The sequence below is a fragment of the Collinsella sp. 1033st1_E11_1033SCRN_220408 genome (assembly GCF_039062465.1).
Taxonomy (GTDB): domain Bacteria; phylum Actinomycetota; class Coriobacteriia; order Coriobacteriales; family Atopobiaceae; genus Parolsenella.
In genome coordinates this window covers 96,347-113,330 of the sequence record NZ_JBCLNF010000002.1, presented here as the reverse complement: position 1 = coordinate 113,330, position 16,984 = coordinate 96,347, and the positions used below count along the sequence as shown (strand labels likewise).

Below are 16,984 nucleotides of genomic sequence, written 5' to 3'. Positions count from 1 at the left end.
GTGAAGGCTCCTGCCGATTAGCCGTCGGACAGGAGGCATGAGGATAACGAGGCATCGACCTATGGTCGCTACCTGCGGCTTTACGGTCAGGCAAGGGGAGTCGTGCTTGCCAGCCTGCGCCAACCCCATGCTTAAAACCCCAAGAGGAGTGAATATGGCTGAGGAGAAGTACGTCCCGCGTTTCAAGACCAAGTACAACGACGAGGTCCGCGCCAAGCTCATCGAGCAGTTTGGCTACACCAACCCGATGACCGTTCCGCAGATCGAGAAGATCGTCGTGAACATGGGCGTCGGCGAGGCCGCGACCGATTCCAAGGCTATCGACGGTGCCGTCGCTGACCTTCGCACCATCACCGGCCAGCAGCCGACCATCCGTCGTGCCCGTAAGTCCATCGCTACCTTCCACCTTCGTGAGGGTCAGCCCATCGGCGCCAAGGTCACCCTCCGCGGCGACCGTATGTGGGACTTCCTGGATCGTCTGATCTGCATTGCCATCCCGCGCATCCGTGACTTCCGCGGTATCTCCTCCAAGAGCTTCGACGGCCGTGGCAACTTCTCCATGGGCGTCACCGAGCAGCTCATCTTCCCGGAGATTGACTTCGACAAGATGGACCACACCCGCGGCATGGACATCACCATCGTCACCACCGCGAAGACCAACGAGGAGGGCAAGGCCCTGCTCGACGCCTTTAACTTCCCGTTCAGGGAGAACTAGAGGTAATCCCGCCGCCTACGAGAGCGGGCGGCGTGTTGCCGCTTCGGCGGCATAGACAAAGCCGCGCAAAAAGCGCGACCGTCACCCAGAAGGAGGATTTGTGGCTAAGACATCGATGATCGTCAAGGCTCAGCGTGAGCCGAAGTACTCGACGCGCACTCAGAACCGCTGCCAGCGCTGCGGCCGTCCGCACAGCGTGTATCGCAAGTTCGGCCTGTGCCGTGTGTGCTTCCGCGAGCTCGCGAGCAAGGGCGAGCTTCCCGGCGTCCGCAAGGCGAGCTGGTAGGCCTACAAGGTCTAGCGGCTCCCAGGGCAGACGGAAGACTCCCGTCCAGGCATCCCGGCCAAGGGCTCGGGTGAACCGGACGAAGAGGTTCATCCCTACCGAAGGAGAATCCCAATGAACGTTACCGATCCTATTGCAGACATGCTTACGCGCATCCGCAACGGCAACACCGCCGGCAAGGACGTCGTGAGCATGCCCTCCAGCAAGGTGCTTGCTGAGGTCGCCCGCGTCATCGCGGAGGAGGGCTACATCGAGGGCTATGCCGTCGAGGACACCACTCCCCAGAAGACCCTGCACGTCACCCTGAAGTACGGCGCTCGCCACGCCCGTATCATCCGTGGCATCAAGCGCATTTCCAAGCCCGGTCTGCGCATCTACTCCAAGGCCGAGGATCTTCCTCGTGTCCTCGGTGGCCTGGGCACCGCCGTCATCTCCACCTCCAAGGGCATGATGTGCGACCGCGACGCTCGTAAGCTTGGCGTCGGCGGCGAAGTCATCGCCTACATCTGGTAACTCACGGCAGGATAGGAAAGGAGACACTATGTCCCGCATTGGCAAGAAGCCTGTCCAGATTCCCGCCGGAGTCACTGTGACAGTCAACGGCACCACCGTGAACGTCAAGGGCCCCAAGGGCGAGCTTGAGCGCACGTTCTCCGATCTCGTCACCATCACGGAGGAGGGCGAGGAGATCCTCGTCACCACCAACGACGAGACCCGTGAGGCCAACGCTCAGCACGGCCTGACCCGTACCCTCATCCACAACATGGTCATCGGCGTGTCCGAGGGCTTCATGAAGCAGCTCGAGCTCACGGGCGTTGGTTACCGCGTCGCTCTCAAGGGCAAGGATCTTGATCTTTCCCTCGGCTACTCTCACCCCGTGATCTACGTTGCCCCTGAGAACATCACCTTCGAGGTTCCCGATAACACCCACATCAACGTTAAGGGCATCTCCAAGGAGCAGGTCGGCCAGGTTGCCGCTGAGATCCGCATGAAGCGTCCTCCCGAGCCGTACAAGGGCAAGGGCATCCACTACATGGGTGAGCACATCCGCAGGAAGCTCGGCAAGGCCGCTAAGTAGCGACCGCCAAGGCAGTCATAAAAGTCCGCCACCCTGTCAGGTGGCGGCGTGACTAAGGAGATTGGTATGAACAAGCAGCAGGCGAAGCGAGCCGGCCTCAAGCGCCGTGAGCGTCGCGTCCGCTCCAAGATTTGCGGCACCGCCGAGCGTCCGCGTCTTTCCGTGCACCGCACCAACGCGCACATCTACGCTCAGGTCATCGACGACGTCGATGCCAAGACGATCTGCACCGCCTCGACGCTCGACGCCGAGTTCCGTGCCACCGGCAACCTCGGCTCCAACAAGGAGGCCGCTGAGTTCGTCGGTAAGATGATCGCCGAGCGCGCTCTCAAGGCTGGCGTCGAGACCGTCACCTTCGATCGTGGCGGCCGCATCTACCACGGCCGTGTCAAGGCTCTCGCAGACGGCGCCCGCTCCGCGGGCCTGAAGTTCTAGGAGGTATCTGTAATGGCTCGTAACCCGAAGCAGCAGCGCGAAGCCTCCGAGCTTGAGGAGCGCGTCGTCTTCATCCACCGTGTTTCCAAGACCGTCAAGGGCGGTCGTCGTATGTCCCTCGTCGCCCTCGTGGTCGTTGGCGACGGCAAGGGCAACGTCGGTCTCGGCATGGGCAAGTCCGCCGAGGTGCCCCTGGCCATCCAGAAGGCGTCTGACAACGCCAAGAAGAACATGTTCAAGGTGCCTCTGACCGAGACCGGCTCTGTGCCTCACGAGGTCATGGGTGAGTTTGGCGCCGCGCGCCTCCTCATCAAGCCGGCCATCGAGGGTACCGGTGTTATCGCCGGCGGCCCCGTGCGTCCGCTCTTCGAGCTCGCTGGCATCAAGAACGTCCTGTCCAAGTCGATGGGTTCCAGCAACGGCCTCAACATCATCAAGGCCGGCGTTGACGCCCTTCAGCAGCTCTCCAGCCCGGAGGAGACCGCCGAGCGCCGCGGTCTCACCGTCGCCGAGATGTTCGTTGGTAAGGAGAACTAGACATGGCGAAGACCCTTACGATCAAGCTCGTCAAGAGCCCTGTCTGTGGTGTCAAGAAGGACCAGACGGCCACCGTCCGCGCCCTCGGCCTCCACAAGATCAACAGCGTCGTCGAGCAGCCTGACAACGAGAGCATCCGCGGGATGATCTTCAAGGTCAAGCACCTCGTCACCGTGGAAGAGAACTAGGAGTCACCACATGCAGCTCAACGATCTGCGTCCCGCTGAGGGCGCCAAGAAGGCACGTAAGCGCATTGGTCGCGGCAACGCCTCCGGTCACGGCACCACTGCCGGCCGCGGCACCAAGGGCCAGCTTTCCCGCTCTGGTGGCGGCAAGGGTGCCGGCTTCGAGGGCGGCCAGCAGCCGCTCGCGATGCGTCTCCCGAAGCTCCCCGGCTTCACCAACCGCAATCGTGTCGAGTACGCTCCGGTCAACGTCTCCCGTCTCGAGGAGAAGTTCGCTGATGGCGATACCGTCGATACCGCTAGCCTTATTGCTGCCGGCATCATCAAGCGTGAGTACGAGCTCGTGAAGGTTCTCGGCAACGGCGAGATCACCAAGAAGCTCACCGTCAAGGTGGACAAGGTTTCCGCCTCTGCCAAGGCCAAGATCGAGGCCGCTGGTGGAAAGGTAGAGCTCCCGTGCTAAACGGATTCCTCAACGCGTTCCGCGTGAAGGAGCTCCGCAGCAAGATCCTGCTCACCGTGGGCATCCTCGTGCTGTACAGGATCGGGGCCTATGTCCCCGTGCCAGGCATCCCCTTCCAGGGGATGCTCTCGGCATATCAGTCGAGCTCCAGCGCTAACAGCGCGATTGCCGTTCTGAACCTGTTCAGTGGTGGCGCCCTGTCTCGCGTGTCGGTGTTTTGCCTTGGCATCATGCCCTACATTACGGCCCAGATCATCATGCAGATGTTTCAGGCCGTGATTCCGAGCCTCGGTACCCTCGCTCGCGAGGGCGAGTCTGGCCAGCGTAAGATCACGCAGTACACGCGCTACCTCACGGTCGCGCTTGCCCTGCTGAACTCCGTGGGCTATCTGTTCCTGTTCAAGAGCTCGAGCTTCGGCATCGATTTCTCGCAGGCCGGTATGCCTGGTTGGCTGATGGACACCGTGGTTGTTGTTTCCATGCTGGCTGGCGCCATCCTCATCATGTGGATGGGCGAGGTCATCACGCAGCGTGGCATCGGCAATGGCATGAGCCTCATCATTTTCGCGAACATCATTGCGGGTCTGCCGACCTCGATTGTGCAGTCGCTTCGCACGTCAGACAATGGCATGCTGATGACCGTCATGATCGTGGTGCTTATCGTCGCCGTCGTGCCCTTCATCGTCTACATCGAGCGCGGCCAGCGTCGCATCCCGGTGCAGTACGCCAAGCGCGTCGTTGGACGTCGCATGATGGGCGGCCAGACGACGTACCTGCCGATCAAGGTCAACACCGCTGGCGTTGTCCCCATCATCTTCGCGAGCGCCATCCTGTACTTCCCGGCTCAGCTTGCGGTTTTCTTCCCCGGCGTGGGTTGGATTAACGCATTTGCTAACGCCGTGAGTTCTGGTTGGCTTAACTGGGTGCTCTCTGTGCTTCTCATCGTTGGTTTCGCGTACTTCTACACCTCCATGGTGTTTAACCCCGATGAGACCGCTGACACCCTTCGTAAGCAGGGTGGTTTTATCCCTGGCGTTCGTCCGGGTTCTGCCACTGCCGCTTACATCAAGAACGTGCTGAACCACATCACGCTCCCTGGTGCGATTTTCATCGCCCTCGTAGCCGTTGTGCCGTCCATCGTGTTCACTTTTACGGGCAACTCGCTTGTCCAGGCCTTCGGTGGCACCTCCATCCTTATCATGGTGGGTGTTGCTCTGGATACGATTTCTCAGATCGAGAGCCAGCTGAAGACCGCAAACTACGAGGGACTCTTCATCAAGTAACAAGTCTCTTCATAGTTATCTTTGAGGGGGTCGGCGCCTTAGGGTGCCGACCCTTTTGTTTTGCGGTACGCTAGCTTCATCTTGTACTTCCCATTCGCAACCCGTGAAGAAAGAAGGCACTAATGAACATCGTTCTGCTCGGAGCGCCCGGCGCTGGCAAGGGCACTCAGGCTCAGAAGCTCGTCGAGGAGTTTGGCGTCGCTCATATCTCCACTGGAGACCTCCTTCGTGCCGCCGTTAAGGCTGGCACGAAGCTCGGCGTCAAGGCCAAGGAGTACATGGACGCTGGCCAGCTTGTTCCGGACAAGCTCGTCGTTGACCTCGTGAAGGAGCGCCTCGCTGCTGATGACGCTAAGAAGGGGTTCATTCTCGACGGCTTCCCGCGCAACACCGCTCAGGCCGTGACGCTTGACTCCGCTCTTGCGGACATGGGCCTTTCCCTTGATGCCGCCCTCCTCGTGGACGTCAAGGCCGAGGTCATCGTCGAGCGCCTCTCTTCTCGTCGCACCTGCCGTGACTGCGGCTATACCGCTCCTGCCGGCGTTGACGTCTGCCCCTCCTGTGGTGGCGAGATGTATCAGCGTGACGATGACAAGCCCGAGACCATTCAGAATCGCCTTAACGTCTATGAGTCCCAGACGGCTCCGCTTGTTGAGTACTACAAGGGGAAGGGCCTTCTCAAGTCCGTTGACGGCGACCGCCCGGTCGATGATGTTTACGCCGATGTCAAGGAGCTCCTCGCCCTATGATCATCATTAAGTCGCAAGACCAGATAGAGGCCATGCGACCTGCGGGTGCGCTTTCCAAGCTCACCCTTCGCCGTGTGGGTGCCATGATCATGCCGGGAGTCTCCACGATTGAGCTAGATCGTGTGGCCGAGAGCGTGATTCGCTCTCATGGCGGCACGCCCGCATTTAAGGGCTACGGTGGTTTCCCGGCTAGCATTTGCTGCTCCATCAACGGAGAAATCGTTCATGGCATCCCGTCCGCAGAGCGCGTGCTTGAAGACGGCGACATCGTCTCTATTGACACCGGCGCGGTAGTTGACGGCTGGGTTGGCGATAATGCTTGGACATTCTATTGCGGTAAGCCCAGCGATGCCGATAAAGGTCTCTGCGAGGTCACGCGCGATTGTCTCAAGGCTGGTATCGAAGCTGCCGTGCCTGGCAATCGCCTTGGCGACGTGGGCCATGCTATCCAGTCTCTCGCTGAGGAGAACGGCTACGGAGTAGTTCGCGATTACGTCGGTCATGGCATTGGCCGTGAGATGCACGAGGAACCCAACGTCCCCAACTACGGCAAGAAGGGGAGGGGCGTTAAGCTCCAGGCTGGCATGGTCATCGCCATCGAACCCATGATCTGCATGAACGGCTATGATTCTCATGTGCTCCGTAACCGCTGGACGGTTGTCACCAATGACGGCGGAACGGCTGCTCACTATGAGAACACGGTTGCCGTTACGGAAGATGGCCCTGTCATTCTCACGACTGATGATGAAGGCCCCTGGTGCTCTATGATGGGCGGCGAATAGGGAAGACTACGAGTCGAGATGCTCGTGACCTGAACTCCCGAAGGCGACTTCAATCAAATTCTTATGGAGAACCCGCGCCTCGTAGACGTGGCGCGGGTTTTTCGTTATGATGTTCAGTCGCTGTGTCATGTGTCGAGGAAAAGGTAGCGCAGTGAGCAAACAGGACGCAATCGAGCTCGAGGGTAAGGTTCTCGAGCCGCTGCCCAACGCGATGTTCAACGTTGAGCTCGAGAATGGTCATGTCATTCTCTGCACCATTTCAGGCAAGATCAGGATGAACTACATCCGTATTCTTCCTGGTGACAAGGTCGTCGTCGAGATGTCGCCGTACGATCTTCAGCGTGGGCGCATTACCTACCGTTACAAGTAGGGCACCCTGCGGCGCGAGCCGCATGCCCGCAAGGGCTTTGTACTTCCCACACGCGGAGTAAGGCGCGTGTGATCAGCCTTGGATATTCTCGCCAGCGGCTGGGCGTTCATATAGGAAAGTAAGACACACCGAGAGGAAGAACGATGAAAGTACGTCCTTCGGTCAAGAAGATGTGCGATAAGTGCAAGATCATCCGTCGCCACGGTAAGGTGTACGTGATCTGCGAGAACCCGCGCCACAAGCAGCGTCAGGGCTAGGAGAGGAGCACAAGTTGGCCCGTATTAACGGCGTCGACCTCCCGCGCGAGAAGCGCGTTGAGATCGGACTCACCTATATCTACGGCATCGGCCGTACCGCCGCCTCCAAGATCTGCGCCGCTACCGGCGTTGATCCGAGCACTCACGTGCGCGACCTCACTGAGGAAGAAGTCGGCAAGATCCGCGACTACATCGATGCTAACCTCACCGTCGAGGGCGACCTCCGTCGTGAGACGCGTCAGAACATTGCCCGCCTGATGGAGATCGGCTGCTACCGCGGCCTCCGTCACCGCAAGGGCCTCCCTGTCCGCGGCCAGCGTACGCACACCAACGCTCGTACCCGCAAGGGTAAGAAGCGTCAGGTCGGCGGCAAGAAGAAGAAGTAGGGGAGACTGACTAATGGCTACTGCTAAGAAGGGTGCGCAGGCCCGCGGCCGCATCAAGCGCGCCGACCGCAAGAACATCTCCGTCGGTCAGGCCCACATCAAGAGCACCTTCAACAACACGATCATCTCGATCACCGACCCCCAGGGCAACGTGATCTCCTGGCGCTCTGCCGGCATGGTCGGCTTCAAGGGCTCCCGTAAGTCCACGCCGTTCGCCGCTCAGATGGCTGCCGAGGCGTGCGCCAAGGAGGCCATGGAGCACGGCGTCCACAAGGTGTCCGTCTTCGTCAAGGGCCCGGGTTCGGGTCGCGAGACGGCCATCCGCTCCCTCCAGGCTGCCGGCCTCGAGGTTTCGAGCATCCAGGACAAGACCCCCATCGCGCACAACGGTTGCCGTCCGTGCAAGCGTCGCCGCGTGTAGGTAAGGAAGGAATCTAACTATGGCAGTGGATAGGACTCCTGTCCTTAAGAGGTGCCGCGCGCTCGACATTGACCCGATCGTGATGGGCATCAACAAGAAGTCGAACCGCCAGCCCAAGCGTCAGCGTCGCCAGGAGAGCGAGTACGGCCGTCAGCTTCGTGAGAAGCAGAAGGCCAAGTTCATCTACGGCGTGCTTGAGAAGCAGTTCCACATGTACTACGAGAAGGCTCTGAAGATTGAGGGCATCACGGGTGACAACCTGATGACCATCCTCGAGAGCCGTCTGGACAACGTGGTTTTCCGTCTTGGCTTCGCCCGCACCCGCAAGGAGGCCCGTCAGACCGTCCGTCACGGCCACATCACCGTGAACGGCAAGCGCGTCGACATCCCCTCCTACCGCGTTAAGGCCGGCGACGTCGTTGCCGTCGCCCCGAAGTTCAAGGATCTCCTCCCCATCAAGGAGGCTCTGATCTCTTCTGAGCACATGGCCGTTCCGGCCTGGCTCGAGGTCGACATCGAGAAGCTCCAGGGCACCGTCCTTCAGCTCCCGACCCGTGACCAGATCGACCTTGACATTGACGCTCAGCTCATCGTCGAGCTCTACTCCAAGTAGTAGAGATCGGTTGGAGGTTTCTATGTCCGATTTCATCCGACCGACCGTGTCGGTAGAAGAGGTCAGCGAGAATGTCGCTCGCGTTGTGGCCGAGCCGCTTGAGCACGGCTATGGCGACACGCTTGGCAACTCGCTTCGCCGCGTGCTGCTCTCCTCTCTCGAGGGCGCCGCTGTGGAGGCCATCCAGATCGACGGCGTGCAGCATGAGTTCACTACGGTCGAGGGCGTCTACGAGGACGTCACCGACATCGTTCTGAACGTCAAGGGACTTGCGTTCAAGAGTCTCGGCATTGGCGACGAGGCCACGGCCACGATTTCCATCGACGGCCCGGCTACCGTGACCGGCGGCGACTTCAACATCCCGACCGAGTTCACGCTCGTCAACCCCGAGCACGTTATCTGCACCCTCGGCGAGGGCGCCCACCTCACGATGTCCATGCGCATCGGTACTGGTCGTGGCTATGTGTCTGGCGAGGACAACGAGCGCGATGATGACCCCATCGGTCTCATTCACGTTGACTCCCTCTTCTCGCCGGTTACTCGCTGCGCCAAGGCCGTTGAGCCCTGCCGCGTGGGCCAGCACACCGACTACGATCGTCTCGTCCTCGAGATCGAGACGAACGGTGGTGTTACCGCCCGCGAGGCCGTCGTCGAGGCTGCGAACATCATCAACCAGCACATGACCGCGTTCATGTGCCTGGCCGATGAGGGCGAGCCGGTCGAGGACGCGTCGATCTTCGCCGCTGGCCAGACCGACGACAACACTGAGCTCGACAAGCAGATTGAGGAGCTCGACCTTTCGGTCCGTTCCTACAACTGCCTCAAGCGCGCCGGTATTCACTCCGTGCGTCAGCTCGTTGAGTTCTCCGAGAACGACCTGCTCAACATCCGCAACTTCGGCGTCAAGTCGATCGAGGAAGTCAAGGACAAGCTCGAGTCGATGGGTCTGGGCTTCAAGGCCTAGCCGCCGCTACACACATAGGAGTAACTGACTATGAGGCACTACAAGAAGAGCGGTATGAAGCTTGGTACCGACGCCAGCCACACCAAGGCTATGAAGAAGAGCCTGTGCCAGGCGCTGTTCGCCAACGACCGCATCAAGACGACCCTTCCGCGCGCTAAGGCCATCCGCAGCGACGTGGATCGCATCATCACCTGGGCGAAGAAGGGCGACCTGCACTCCCGTCGTCTCGCCATCGCCAAGCTTGGTGACAAGGAGCTCGTCCGCGAGGCCTTCGAGAAGGCCGCGCAGGGCATGTGGGCTGACCGCAACGGTGGCTACACGCGCATCATGAAGCTCGGTCCCCGCAAGGGTGACAACGCTGAGGTTGTCATCATGGAGATCGTAACCGAGCCTGTCTCCGCCAAGGCCAAGCCGGCCAAGACCGTGGTCACCAAGGTTGAGAAGGTCGAGGAGGCTCCCGCTGAGGAGGCCACCGAGGTCGTCGAGACCGCTGAGGCCACTGAGGAGACCGCCGAGTAGGCGTTTCGCTCAATTTAGCTTCGTGCAAATGAGAGGGTCCGGGATTTCTCGGACCCTCTTTTTGTTTATGCTTGCCTGCGATGGAAATCACGAGAGAACGGTGTTGGGGAGGCCAATGATAAGGGCGCGGGACATACGCTATCGATATTCAGGCTCTTCTCGTGATGCTCTCTCGGAAGTCTCGCTTGATGTGGCTTCGGGAGAGTTCGTCGTATTGCTCGGAGCAAATGGTTCGGGAAAATCGACGCTATCCAGGCTGCTCGCGCGTTCCTTGGAGCTTCAGTGCGGCTCGATTGAGGTTGATGACCGTAATCTTCAGGCTTCGACGCATGACGGTTGCGTTGGATACGTAAGACAGGATCCTGAATCTCAGTTTGTCGCGTCGATTGTCTTTGATGAGGTTGCATTTGGCCCCTGTAATCTCGGACTGCCTGCCGAGGAGGTACGCAAGAGGGTTCACGAGGCGCTTGTCGACTGCCGACTCGCTGGTTTTGAGGGCAGGGCCGTTGACACTCTTTCTGGCGGGGAAAAGCAGCGCTTGGCTCTCGCTGGCGTTCTGGCGATGCACCCGCGGTATCTCGTGCTTGATGAGGTGATGTCCCAGCTTGGGGATGCATCGCGATCGAGTCTCCGAGACGTCCTGAGAGAGCTTGCAAATCGCGGTGTTGGCATCTTGCTGGTATCTCATAGCCCCCAAGAGGCCGCGTATGCAGATCGAGTGGTTGTCCTGGAGGATGGGCGTCTAGTCTGGGAGGGCGCGCCGAACCTGCTATTCGCAGATGGAGAGCGTGCGAGCCGTGTGTTTCCGGGTTCTCGTTTGTCGAGCGTCTTGGCTGTGCTTGCTAAGGATGGATGTGACTTAACTAGTTGCCGAACGGCGTATCAGCTGGTTTCCTTCGCTCGCAAAGCCGGTCATGGGCATGAGCTGCTTGATTCGTTACGCGTTGGTTCGAGGCGTGCGGCCTCATGCTCGGATGGCGAGGCCTCTTCTTCTTGCGGCTTGAGCCTGCGGGATATCCAGTTCAATCTCGAAGGCGCCCAGATTCTTGATGACGTGAGCATCGAAATCCCGTCTCGGCATCTGACCCTTGTCATCGGCCCTTCGGGAGCGGGCAAGTCGACGCTCGTGCGCGTGGCGGCTGGCATTCTTGAGCCTGACGCGGGTTCGGTCACGCTTGCGGGAAAGTCCGTCGTGCGGGGCGCTATTGGCCTTGCCCTCCAGCGACCCGAAAACCAGCTATTCCTAAAATCGGTGCTAGAAGATGCTGAATTTGGTCCTATGAATCTTGGGGTATCACGCGAGGAGGCGCGCAGCCGTGCCCAGCGTTCCCTAAAGCTGCTCAAGGTGCCGGAGGACCTCTGGTCGAGATCTCCATTCCAGCTGTCGGGCGGAGAGAAACGCCGAGTGGCCATAGCGGGCGTCATTGCCATGAGCCCCGCCGCACTTGTCCTCGATGAGCCCACGGATGGGCTGGATGCGTCATGCAGGACGATCCTAATCAACGCCGTGCGCGATCTCGTCGACCAGGGGCACCCCGTCATTGTGGTGAGCCACGACGTGGGGGAGTGGATGTACGCGGCGGATGACGTCGTGCTTCTCGAAGGGGGCAGAATCCGCTGGAGGGGTACGCCTTCGGAGCTCGCCTCGGCGTACGAGGTGCTTGAGCGCTGGGGCGTTGGGGTGCCTCTCGAGCTTGCCATGCTTGGCGAGCTCACGAGGGAGGACCAAGATGCGCACTAGCACCCTGCTGGGATCCTACGTTCCCGGGCGAACGCCCGTCCACAGCCTAGACGCACGCGTAAAGTTGCTCGCTCTCGTTGCGCTTGGCATTGTCCTCTTTGTGTCCGAAGCACCATGTGGTTTGGTGATGCCGGCAATTGCGGTGATAGGGAGCGCATTCTTGGCGGGATTGAGCGCGTGCGACATCCTGAGGGCCCTGAGGCCCTCGGCTCTGCTCCTCGCGTTTGGTCTGCTTGCCTGCGCCTTCGTGGCGGACGGGACGGCCGATATCGTTCTCGTTGGGCGATTCGGCATTAGCTGCCAGGGGGCGGCAAGGGGTCTATTCGCAGCCGTTCGCATTGTGGTGCTCATTGCGGGGTCGCTTGTCATGACGACCACGACTACGCCTTCTGAAGTGGCCGACGCCCTCTCTTCGCTGATGGCGCCGCTCGGCATCCTGGGGCTTCCCGTGGGGGACCTTGCGATGCTGGCGTCCGTCGCGCTTCGCTTTATACCGCTTGCGGCGGAGGAACTCGCGCGAATTCGCGATGCCCAGCGCGCGAGGGGCGTCGACTTTGCTGAAGGCAATCCCGTTGTACGCGTGCGACGATGGCTCTCCGTGCTCATGCCTTTGGTCGTGGCGCTCTTTCGCCGTGCGGAGGACCTCGCGGATGCCATGCGCGAGCGAGGCTACCGTGGTCGCGGCAGAACGCGTCTCACACGCTTTCTTCGCCCGACTGATATCGTTGTCCTAGTCATCGTTCTCGCGGCGACGCTCGCCGCTTGTATCGCGTAGGAGTTCTATGGAGTCACGATTCGACGTTGCCGAGCCTACCTTCAAGGCCCCCGAGCGCCCTTCGATTGCAGAGAGGGCGGCAGACCCCGCCTCGCTTGATGGCACCCTCGTGCTTCGTCTGGGCTACCGCGGTGCGGAATTCTCCGGGTTCGCGGCGCAGCCGGGGCGTCGTACGGTCGCAGGCGAGGTCGTACGCGCCCTCGAGACGCTTCTCCGTAGGCCCGTGGAGCTAACTTGCGCAGGTCGTACGGACGCGGGCGTCCACGCTCTCGCCCAGTATGTGAGCGTGCCCCTGAACGCCGCGGAGCTTGGGCTTGACGCAAGGCGCCTGTCTCATGGCCTCTCCGCCCTGCTCCCGGATGACATCTCGCCCTCCCAGCTTTATCGTGCCCCCGCGGGCTTCTCGGCACGCTTTGACGCCCGCTCGCGCAGCTACCGCTATCGCGTTGTCGCTGGCCAGGCTCGACCAGTCCTCGCGTGGGACCATGCCTGGTGGCTGCGCTGCCCGCTTGACGCGGATGCGATGGATGAGGCCGCTCAGGCCCTTGTCGGAGAGCATGATTTCAAGAGCTTCTGCAAGGCGACATCCGCCGAGGGCAAGCCTACGCATCGCTGTGTCATGAGTCTTGACGTTCACGAGGAGGACGAGTGCGGCGAGCGCGTTACCTGCATAGACGTAGTGGGAAACGCCTTCCTTCACTCTATGGTGCGCACAATCACGGGAACCCTCGTTGAGGTGGGGCGAGGACAGCGTGATGCGGAGTGGGTTGCCAGGGCGCTTGTGGCGTGTGACCGCAAAGCGGCGGGCCCCTGCGCTCCCGCGAAGGGCTTGACCTTCGTAGGGGTAGACTATCCGGAAGAATTGCTCGAACCCTGGGAGTAGCGTCGGGGTTCGGTCGTCATTTGCACGTCGCGCCGCCAGATGGCGAGCTTGATGTGCCGTGCGCGATTTGACGCGCGTCATTTCCTACGCGCGAAAGGAGACGGCTATGTACGAGAGGCCAGATGTCCCCAAGGACAGCCCGCATCGCAATCTCATCGCCGTTATCGTGTTGGTGGTCGTCATCGTGGCGATCGGCGTGCTCGTGACCACGCTGTGGGACCTCGCAAACGCCAACTCGGTTCTCGGCAGCAATGACCTGGGCAACGCCGTTGAGAGCACGATTCCCGCGGAGGAATCAATCTGGGACCAGGCTGAGGCGACGGGCCTCACTGCCACGGGCGACGAGATTGAGACCGTGCTGTTCGCCGTTGCGTCGGATGATTCCGAGGGCGCGGTTGCCACTGCGTACCTCGCGGTGCTCAATAACACCCAGGGGACGGCCAAGCTTCTTCAGTTCACCTCGGATGAGTGGATTCAGGCGGGGGAGGAGAACCTCTCCGTTGCGGATTGGTATGCCCAGAAGGGCGCTGCCGGTCTCGCCTCCGCCATCTCGGGCTCTGCCGTGGTGCCTGTCTCCCACATCGTGGTCATGACGCAGGACGGTTGGGACTCCTTCATGTCAATCGCTTCGAAGGGCAGCTCCGCGCTCCAGAGCCAGTCTCGGAAGCTCATCAAGGGCATAACGCAGACGGATATGGACGCCATGGAGCTTGTCGACATCGCCCAGCGCGCGGTCACGAACGGCGCTTCTTCCGATTCGATCGCCGGCGTAGCTGCGAACGAGGTTACGGATGAAGAGGGTGCGACACGCTTGCAGGTCGACTCCGCGCAGCTCGCGCTTGCCGTAGGCACGCTCGCGTAGGTAGTGCTCTGTCGCAGCCTGGCCGCCATCGCACCAGCGCGCCGCCATCGGGCCACCGCGTTGCCTTCAGCAATTATGCAGATTAACTGCGCTCACCGGGCCTCCACAGCCATACGCCCGTTCGATGGTAGTCTCTCGTGTGTGCATACATTGCCAACTCCGCGCGGTGCGCGCGGCATGTTAACGTGCGACAGAAGGGCAAAGATGGCTCACATGGAGAAGAGAGTCCCGAAGGTCTCGGTGATCATACCGGCCTATAACGTGGATCGCTTCATCGGTCGCGCCATCGAGAGCATTCAGAACCAGACGCTCAGGAACTTCGAGCTCATCATTGTGGACGATGGCTCGACTGACCGTACGGGCCAGATTACCGATCGTCTGGCGGAGCGCGACATCCGCATTGACGTCATCCATACGGAAAATCAGGGCGCTGCCGCTGCGCGCAACGTCGCCCTCGACCGTGCCCGCGGCGAGTTCATCCACTTCATCGATGGCGATGACTGGGCAGAGCCCACCATGCTCGCCGACCTCGTGAACATTGCCGAGGCGGATAGTCTCGACCTCGTCGTCGCCGGTTTCTATATCGAGACCTACTATGGCGATGCCGACCAACACACCACGGAGCTCAAGAGTCAGCCCTCTCGTGTGTATGCGAGCCAGGCGGAGTTCCGCGCCGGCGCGTGGAAGCTCTTTGACCAGAACCTCCTCTATACGCCGTGGAACAAGCTGTTCCGCCGCTCGTATCTCGAACGCATCGGTGCTCGCTTCAAGCCCACCTTCTGGGATGACTTCCCCTTCGTCCTTGATGTCATCCGCGACATCGAGCGCGTGGGTGTGACCGAGCGCGCCTACTACCACTTCATCCGCCTCCGCGCGGAGAGCGAGACGGCCCGCTGGCGTTCCAATATGTACGAGAAGCGCGAGGAAGAGCACGACTGGATGCTCGGCCTTTATGAGCACTGGGGCCTTTCTGGCGATCCCGCTAGCACCGAGATGGTGCAGCGCCGCTACATCGAACGCCTCGTTGGCTGCATCGAAAACGTCTGCAACCCCAGTTGCACGCTTTCCTCTGCTGAGAAGCTCCGTCAGGTCGACGAGATGATCAAGAGCGATCGCGCCCAGCTCGCGGTTTCCATCGCTGAGCCGCGCTCGAAGATGATGGGCGTGATGCTCGTGCCCATCCGCCGCAAGGACGCGCGCATGGCCCTCGCGGAGGGGCGATTCATCTCCTTCGTGAAGCGTCACAACACGAAGCTCTTCGCGACGCTTAAGGCCAACCGCTAGACGGCGGCCCGTCCTGCGCAGATGAATTGCCGGGCCGAGAAGCCCCGCGAGGCTGGGCGTGCCGGACCGAGAAACCCCGTGGGCAAAGCGCTCTGACGGCGGACGCGCGTCCGTTTGGTTACGATGCGAATAAACCGTGGCAGTAAACCCAATAATGTATGCAATATACAGCGAAATGCATAAAGTTACACGTTTATGCAAAATCGCGATAGATAGTTAGACCCTCGCGCTTTCGTAGGTCTATAATGGCGAGTCGTTGCACTCATAGCTTATGAGGGAGATTCGCATGTCATACAAAGTGGGAATCATCGGCGCCGCGGGATTTTCCGGAGCGGAGCTTGTGAGGCTCGTGCTCCAGCATCCCGAGTTCGAGCTTGCCGCCATCACCTCAAACGCCGACGCTGGCACTTCGCTCGCTGACGTCTATCCCGCGTTCGCGGGGGCGTCTGACCTCGTGTTCACCACGCACGACGACCCGGCGGTCAAGAGCTGCGACCTCGCCTTCCTCGCCGTGCCTCACACCGCCGCCATGGCGCAGGCGCCCTCGCTGCTTGAGGCGGGCGTGACGGTGGTCGACCTCTCCGCGGACTATCGCCTGACGGATAAGGACGTCTACGAGCAGTGGTACGGCGCCAAGCACACCTCGCCCGAGCTCCTCGCGACGCGCTCCTTCGGCCTTCCCGAGCTCTTCCCCGAGGACATCGAGCGTGCCCGTGCCCTCCGCGCCGCGGGCAAGCCCGCCCTCGTCGGCTGCGCCGGCTGCTATCCCACGGCGACCTCCATCGCCTCTGCGCCCGCTATCCGTGCCGATTGGACCCAGGGTCTCGTCATCGTCGACGCCAAGAGCGGCGTCACCGGCGCCGGTAAGGGCTGCAATGCCAAGACGCACTTCTGCAATGCGGACGAGGACGTCCAGGCCTATAACGTTGGCAAGCACCGCCACACGCCCGAGATCGAGCAGATTCTCGGCAAGCCCGGTGAGGTCGTCTTCACGCCTCACCTCGTGCCCATGCGCCGCGGCATCCTTTCGACCGTCTACCTCCAGCTCACGCCCGAGGCGGCGTCTATGAGCGTTGAGGATATGGTCGACTACTACGCCGGCTTCTACGCGGGCCGCCCCTTCGCGCAGGTGCTTCCCGCCGGCAAGCTCCCGCGCACCTCGAGCGTTACGGGCACGAACGTCTGCCAGGTGGGCCTCGCCAAGAACGAGCGCACGAACACCCTCGTGACCATCGGCGCCATCGACAACCTCTGCAAGGGTGCCGCGGGCCAGGCCGTCCAGTGCGCGAACCTCGTCTTCGGCCTTGCCGAGGACACCGGGCTCGCGCGCGTCGGCATGCCCGTCTAACCTTTCCAATCCCTTCTTTCGGGCGCGTGCCCGTCGATAGGAGACTTC

The 16,984-nt window shown here is 61.1% G+C and carries 25 protein-coding genes; 24 read left to right on the top strand and 1 reads right to left on the bottom strand.

Features of this window, described 5'->3' with window-relative positions; all coding sequences use genetic code 11:
- Positions 1 to 154 precede the first annotated feature (154 nt).
- The 18 genes from rplE to rplQ all read left to right on the top strand — a co-directional run bounded on the left by rplE (position 155) and on the right by rplQ (position 10,043).
- Positions 155 to 715 (top strand): 50S ribosomal protein L5, encoded by a 561-nt coding sequence (gene rplE, locus ABCN07_RS02450; protein ID WP_343005245.1) that lies wholly within the window; start codon positions 155 to 157, stop codon positions 713 to 715.
- Positions 716 to 815: 100 nt separating this feature from the next.
- Complete coding sequence (locus tag ABCN07_RS02445; protein WP_073296263.1) at positions 816 to 1,001, top strand: type Z 30S ribosomal protein S14; 186 nt, start codon at positions 816 to 818, stop codon at positions 999 to 1,001.
- Between the two features lie 114 nt (positions 1,002 to 1,115).
- Positions 1,116 to 1,514 carry a 30S ribosomal protein S8 gene (rpsH, locus tag ABCN07_RS02440; protein ID WP_293847343.1) on the top strand — a complete coding sequence of 133 codons (399 nt, stop codon included), beginning with the start codon at positions 1,116 to 1,118 and terminating at the stop codon, positions 1,512 to 1,514.
- 28 nt (positions 1,515 to 1,542) lie between these two features.
- The gene (gene rplF, locus ABCN07_RS02435; RefSeq protein WP_293814419.1) at positions 1,543 to 2,079 is read left to right on the top strand and encodes a 50S ribosomal protein L6; all 537 of its coding nucleotides are present in this window, start codon (positions 1,543 to 1,545) and stop codon (positions 2,077 to 2,079) included.
- Positions 2,080 to 2,145: 66 nt separating this feature from the next.
- Complete coding sequence (rplR, locus tag ABCN07_RS02430; RefSeq protein ID WP_293814420.1) at positions 2,146 to 2,514, top strand: 50S ribosomal protein L18; 369 nt, start codon at positions 2,146 to 2,148, stop codon at positions 2,512 to 2,514.
- A 12-nt stretch (positions 2,515 to 2,526) separates the two neighbouring features.
- Positions 2,527 to 3,051 (top strand): 30S ribosomal protein S5, encoded by a 525-nt coding sequence (gene rpsE, locus ABCN07_RS02425; RefSeq protein WP_293814421.1) that lies wholly within the window; start codon positions 2,527 to 2,529, stop codon positions 3,049 to 3,051.
- A 2-nt stretch (positions 3,052 to 3,053) separates the two neighbouring features.
- Positions 3,054 to 3,239, top strand: a complete 186-nt coding sequence (gene rpmD / locus ABCN07_RS02420; protein ID WP_293814422.1) for a 50S ribosomal protein L30 — start codon at positions 3,054 to 3,056, stop codon at positions 3,237 to 3,239.
- A gap of 10 nt (positions 3,240 to 3,249) precedes the next feature.
- On the top strand, positions 3,250 to 3,699 hold the full coding sequence (gene rplO / locus ABCN07_RS02415; RefSeq protein WP_293847338.1) for a 50S ribosomal protein L15: 450 nt from the start codon (positions 3,250 to 3,252) through the stop codon (positions 3,697 to 3,699).
- A complete protein-coding gene (gene secY / locus ABCN07_RS02410; RefSeq protein ID WP_343005244.1) occupies positions 3,693 to 4,982 on the top strand; it encodes a preprotein translocase subunit SecY in 1,290 nt (429 codons plus the stop codon). The genes rplO and secY overlap by 7 nt, the downstream gene beginning before the upstream one ends.
- Before the next feature lie 122 nt (positions 4,983 to 5,104).
- Positions 5,105 to 5,731 carry an adenylate kinase gene (locus ABCN07_RS02405; protein WP_343005243.1) on the top strand — a complete coding sequence of 209 codons (627 nt, stop codon included), beginning with the start codon at positions 5,105 to 5,107 and terminating at the stop codon, positions 5,729 to 5,731.
- Positions 5,728 to 6,513 carry a type I methionyl aminopeptidase gene (gene map, locus ABCN07_RS02400; RefSeq protein ID WP_317285438.1) on the top strand — a complete coding sequence of 262 codons (786 nt, stop codon included), beginning with the start codon at positions 5,728 to 5,730 and terminating at the stop codon, positions 6,511 to 6,513. The genes ABCN07_RS02405 and map overlap by 4 nt, the downstream gene beginning before the upstream one ends.
- 151 nt (positions 6,514 to 6,664) lie before the next feature.
- Entirely contained in the window at positions 6,665 to 6,883 is a 219-nt protein-coding gene (gene infA / locus ABCN07_RS02395) for a translation initiation factor IF-1 (protein WP_293837134.1), read from the top strand.
- A gap of 143 nt (positions 6,884 to 7,026) precedes the next feature.
- Entirely contained in the window at positions 7,027 to 7,140 is a 114-nt protein-coding gene (gene rpmJ / locus ABCN07_RS02390; protein ID WP_013252436.1) for a 50S ribosomal protein L36, read from the top strand.
- Positions 7,141 to 7,154: 14 nt separating this feature from the next.
- A complete protein-coding gene (rpsM, locus tag ABCN07_RS02385) occupies positions 7,155 to 7,526 on the top strand; it encodes a 30S ribosomal protein S13 (protein WP_293837131.1) in 372 nt (123 codons plus the stop codon).
- A 13-nt stretch (positions 7,527 to 7,539) separates the two neighbouring features.
- Positions 7,540 to 7,947, top strand: a complete 408-nt coding sequence (gene rpsK / locus ABCN07_RS02380) for a 30S ribosomal protein S11 (protein WP_073296226.1) — start codon at positions 7,540 to 7,542, stop codon at positions 7,945 to 7,947.
- A gap of 19 nt (positions 7,948 to 7,966) precedes the next feature.
- Positions 7,967 to 8,560 carry a 30S ribosomal protein S4 gene (gene rpsD / locus ABCN07_RS02375; protein ID WP_293814428.1) on the top strand — a complete coding sequence of 198 codons (594 nt, stop codon included), beginning with the start codon at positions 7,967 to 7,969 and terminating at the stop codon, positions 8,558 to 8,560.
- A gap of 22 nt (positions 8,561 to 8,582) precedes the next feature.
- The gene (locus ABCN07_RS02370; RefSeq protein WP_293814429.1) at positions 8,583 to 9,524 is read left to right on the top strand and encodes a DNA-directed RNA polymerase subunit alpha; all 942 of its coding nucleotides are present in this window, start codon (positions 8,583 to 8,585) and stop codon (positions 9,522 to 9,524) included.
- A gap of 30 nt (positions 9,525 to 9,554) precedes the next feature.
- The gene (rplQ, locus tag ABCN07_RS02365; RefSeq protein ID WP_343005242.1) at positions 9,555 to 10,043 is read left to right on the top strand and encodes a 50S ribosomal protein L17; all 489 of its coding nucleotides are present in this window, start codon (positions 9,555 to 9,557) and stop codon (positions 10,041 to 10,043) included.
- A gap of 247 nt (positions 10,044 to 10,290) precedes the next feature.
- On the opposite strand, the gene ABCN07_RS02360 is transcribed toward rplQ, so the two are convergent.
- The gene (locus ABCN07_RS02360; RefSeq protein WP_343005241.1) at positions 10,291 to 10,731 is read right to left on the bottom strand and encodes a hypothetical protein; all 441 of its coding nucleotides are present in this window, start codon (positions 10,729 to 10,731) and stop codon (positions 10,291 to 10,293) included.
- A gap of 312 nt (positions 10,732 to 11,043) precedes the next feature.
- Here ABCN07_RS02360 and ABCN07_RS02355 point away from each other — a divergent pair, with 312 nt between their 5' ends.
- The 6 genes from ABCN07_RS02355 (at position 11,044) to argC (ending at position 16,936) form a co-directional block, all read left to right on the top strand.
- The gene (locus tag ABCN07_RS02355) at positions 11,044 to 11,784 is read left to right on the top strand and encodes an ATP-binding cassette domain-containing protein (RefSeq protein ID WP_343005240.1); all 741 of its coding nucleotides are present in this window, start codon (positions 11,044 to 11,046) and stop codon (positions 11,782 to 11,784) included.
- Positions 11,774 to 12,559 (top strand): energy-coupling factor transporter transmembrane protein EcfT, encoded by a 786-nt coding sequence (locus ABCN07_RS02350; protein ID WP_343005239.1) that lies wholly within the window; start codon positions 11,774 to 11,776, stop codon positions 12,557 to 12,559. The genes ABCN07_RS02355 and ABCN07_RS02350 overlap by 11 nt, the downstream gene beginning before the upstream one ends.
- A gap of 7 nt (positions 12,560 to 12,566) precedes the next feature.
- On the top strand, positions 12,567 to 13,442 hold the full coding sequence (gene truA, locus ABCN07_RS02345; protein WP_343005238.1) for a tRNA pseudouridine(38-40) synthase TruA: 876 nt from the start codon (positions 12,567 to 12,569) through the stop codon (positions 13,440 to 13,442).
- A gap of 106 nt (positions 13,443 to 13,548) precedes the next feature.
- On the top strand, positions 13,549 to 14,304 hold the full coding sequence (locus ABCN07_RS02340) for a hypothetical protein (RefSeq protein ID WP_343005237.1): 756 nt from the start codon (positions 13,549 to 13,551) through the stop codon (positions 14,302 to 14,304).
- A 213-nt stretch (positions 14,305 to 14,517) separates the two neighbouring features.
- Entirely contained in the window at positions 14,518 to 15,588 is a 1,071-nt protein-coding gene (locus ABCN07_RS02335; RefSeq protein ID WP_343005236.1) for a glycosyltransferase, read from the top strand.
- A 286-nt stretch (positions 15,589 to 15,874) separates the two neighbouring features.
- The gene (argC, locus tag ABCN07_RS02330; protein WP_343005235.1) at positions 15,875 to 16,936 is read left to right on the top strand and encodes an N-acetyl-gamma-glutamyl-phosphate reductase; all 1,062 of its coding nucleotides are present in this window, start codon (positions 15,875 to 15,877) and stop codon (positions 16,934 to 16,936) included.
- The last annotated feature ends 48 nt before the right edge of the window (positions 16,937 to 16,984 follow it).

Excerpts from the sequence above, each read along its gene's own strand:
- rplE (WP_343005245.1), top strand. The coding sequence starts at position 155 with ATGGCTGAGGAGAAGTACGTCCCGCGTTTCAAGACCAAGTACAACGAC.
- rpsH (WP_293847343.1), top strand. The coding sequence starts at position 1,116 with ATGAACGTTACCGATCCTATTGCAGACATGCTTACGCGCATCCGCAAC.
- rplF (WP_293814419.1), top strand. The coding sequence starts at position 1,543 with ATGTCCCGCATTGGCAAGAAGCCTGTCCAGATTCCCGCCGGAGTCACT.
- rplR (WP_293814420.1), top strand. The coding sequence starts at position 2,146 with ATGAACAAGCAGCAGGCGAAGCGAGCCGGCCTCAAGCGCCGTGAGCGT.
- rpsE (WP_293814421.1), top strand. The coding sequence starts at position 2,527 with ATGGCTCGTAACCCGAAGCAGCAGCGCGAAGCCTCCGAGCTTGAGGAG.
- rpmD (WP_293814422.1), top strand. The coding sequence starts at position 3,054 with ATGGCGAAGACCCTTACGATCAAGCTCGTCAAGAGCCCTGTCTGTGGT.
- rplO (WP_293847338.1), top strand. The coding sequence starts at position 3,250 with ATGCAGCTCAACGATCTGCGTCCCGCTGAGGGCGCCAAGAAGGCACGT.
- ABCN07_RS02405 (WP_343005243.1), top strand. The coding sequence starts at position 5,105 with ATGAACATCGTTCTGCTCGGAGCGCCCGGCGCTGGCAAGGGCACTCAG.
- map (WP_317285438.1), top strand. The coding sequence starts at position 5,728 with ATGATCATCATTAAGTCGCAAGACCAGATAGAGGCCATGCGACCTGCG.
- rpmJ (WP_013252436.1), top strand. The coding sequence starts at position 7,027 with ATGAAAGTACGTCCTTCGGTCAAGAAGATGTGCGATAAGTGCAAGATC.
- rpsK (WP_073296226.1), top strand. The coding sequence starts at position 7,540 with ATGGCTACTGCTAAGAAGGGTGCGCAGGCCCGCGGCCGCATCAAGCGC.
- rpsD (WP_293814428.1), top strand. The coding sequence starts at position 7,967 with ATGGCAGTGGATAGGACTCCTGTCCTTAAGAGGTGCCGCGCGCTCGAC.
- ABCN07_RS02370 (WP_293814429.1), top strand. The coding sequence starts at position 8,583 with ATGTCCGATTTCATCCGACCGACCGTGTCGGTAGAAGAGGTCAGCGAG.
- rplQ (WP_343005242.1), top strand. The coding sequence starts at position 9,555 with ATGAGGCACTACAAGAAGAGCGGTATGAAGCTTGGTACCGACGCCAGC.
- ABCN07_RS02360 (WP_343005241.1), bottom strand. The coding sequence starts at position 10,731 with ATGAGATACCAGCAAGATGCCAACACCGCGATTTGCAAGCTCTCTCAG.
- ABCN07_RS02350 (WP_343005239.1), top strand. The coding sequence starts at position 11,774 with ATGCGCACTAGCACCCTGCTGGGATCCTACGTTCCCGGGCGAACGCCC.
- truA (WP_343005238.1), top strand. The coding sequence starts at position 12,567 with ATGGAGTCACGATTCGACGTTGCCGAGCCTACCTTCAAGGCCCCCGAG.
- ABCN07_RS02340 (WP_343005237.1), top strand. The coding sequence starts at position 13,549 with ATGTACGAGAGGCCAGATGTCCCCAAGGACAGCCCGCATCGCAATCTC.
- ABCN07_RS02335 (WP_343005236.1), top strand. The coding sequence starts at position 14,518 with ATGGAGAAGAGAGTCCCGAAGGTCTCGGTGATCATACCGGCCTATAAC.
- argC (WP_343005235.1), top strand. The coding sequence starts at position 15,875 with ATGTCATACAAAGTGGGAATCATCGGCGCCGCGGGATTTTCCGGAGCG.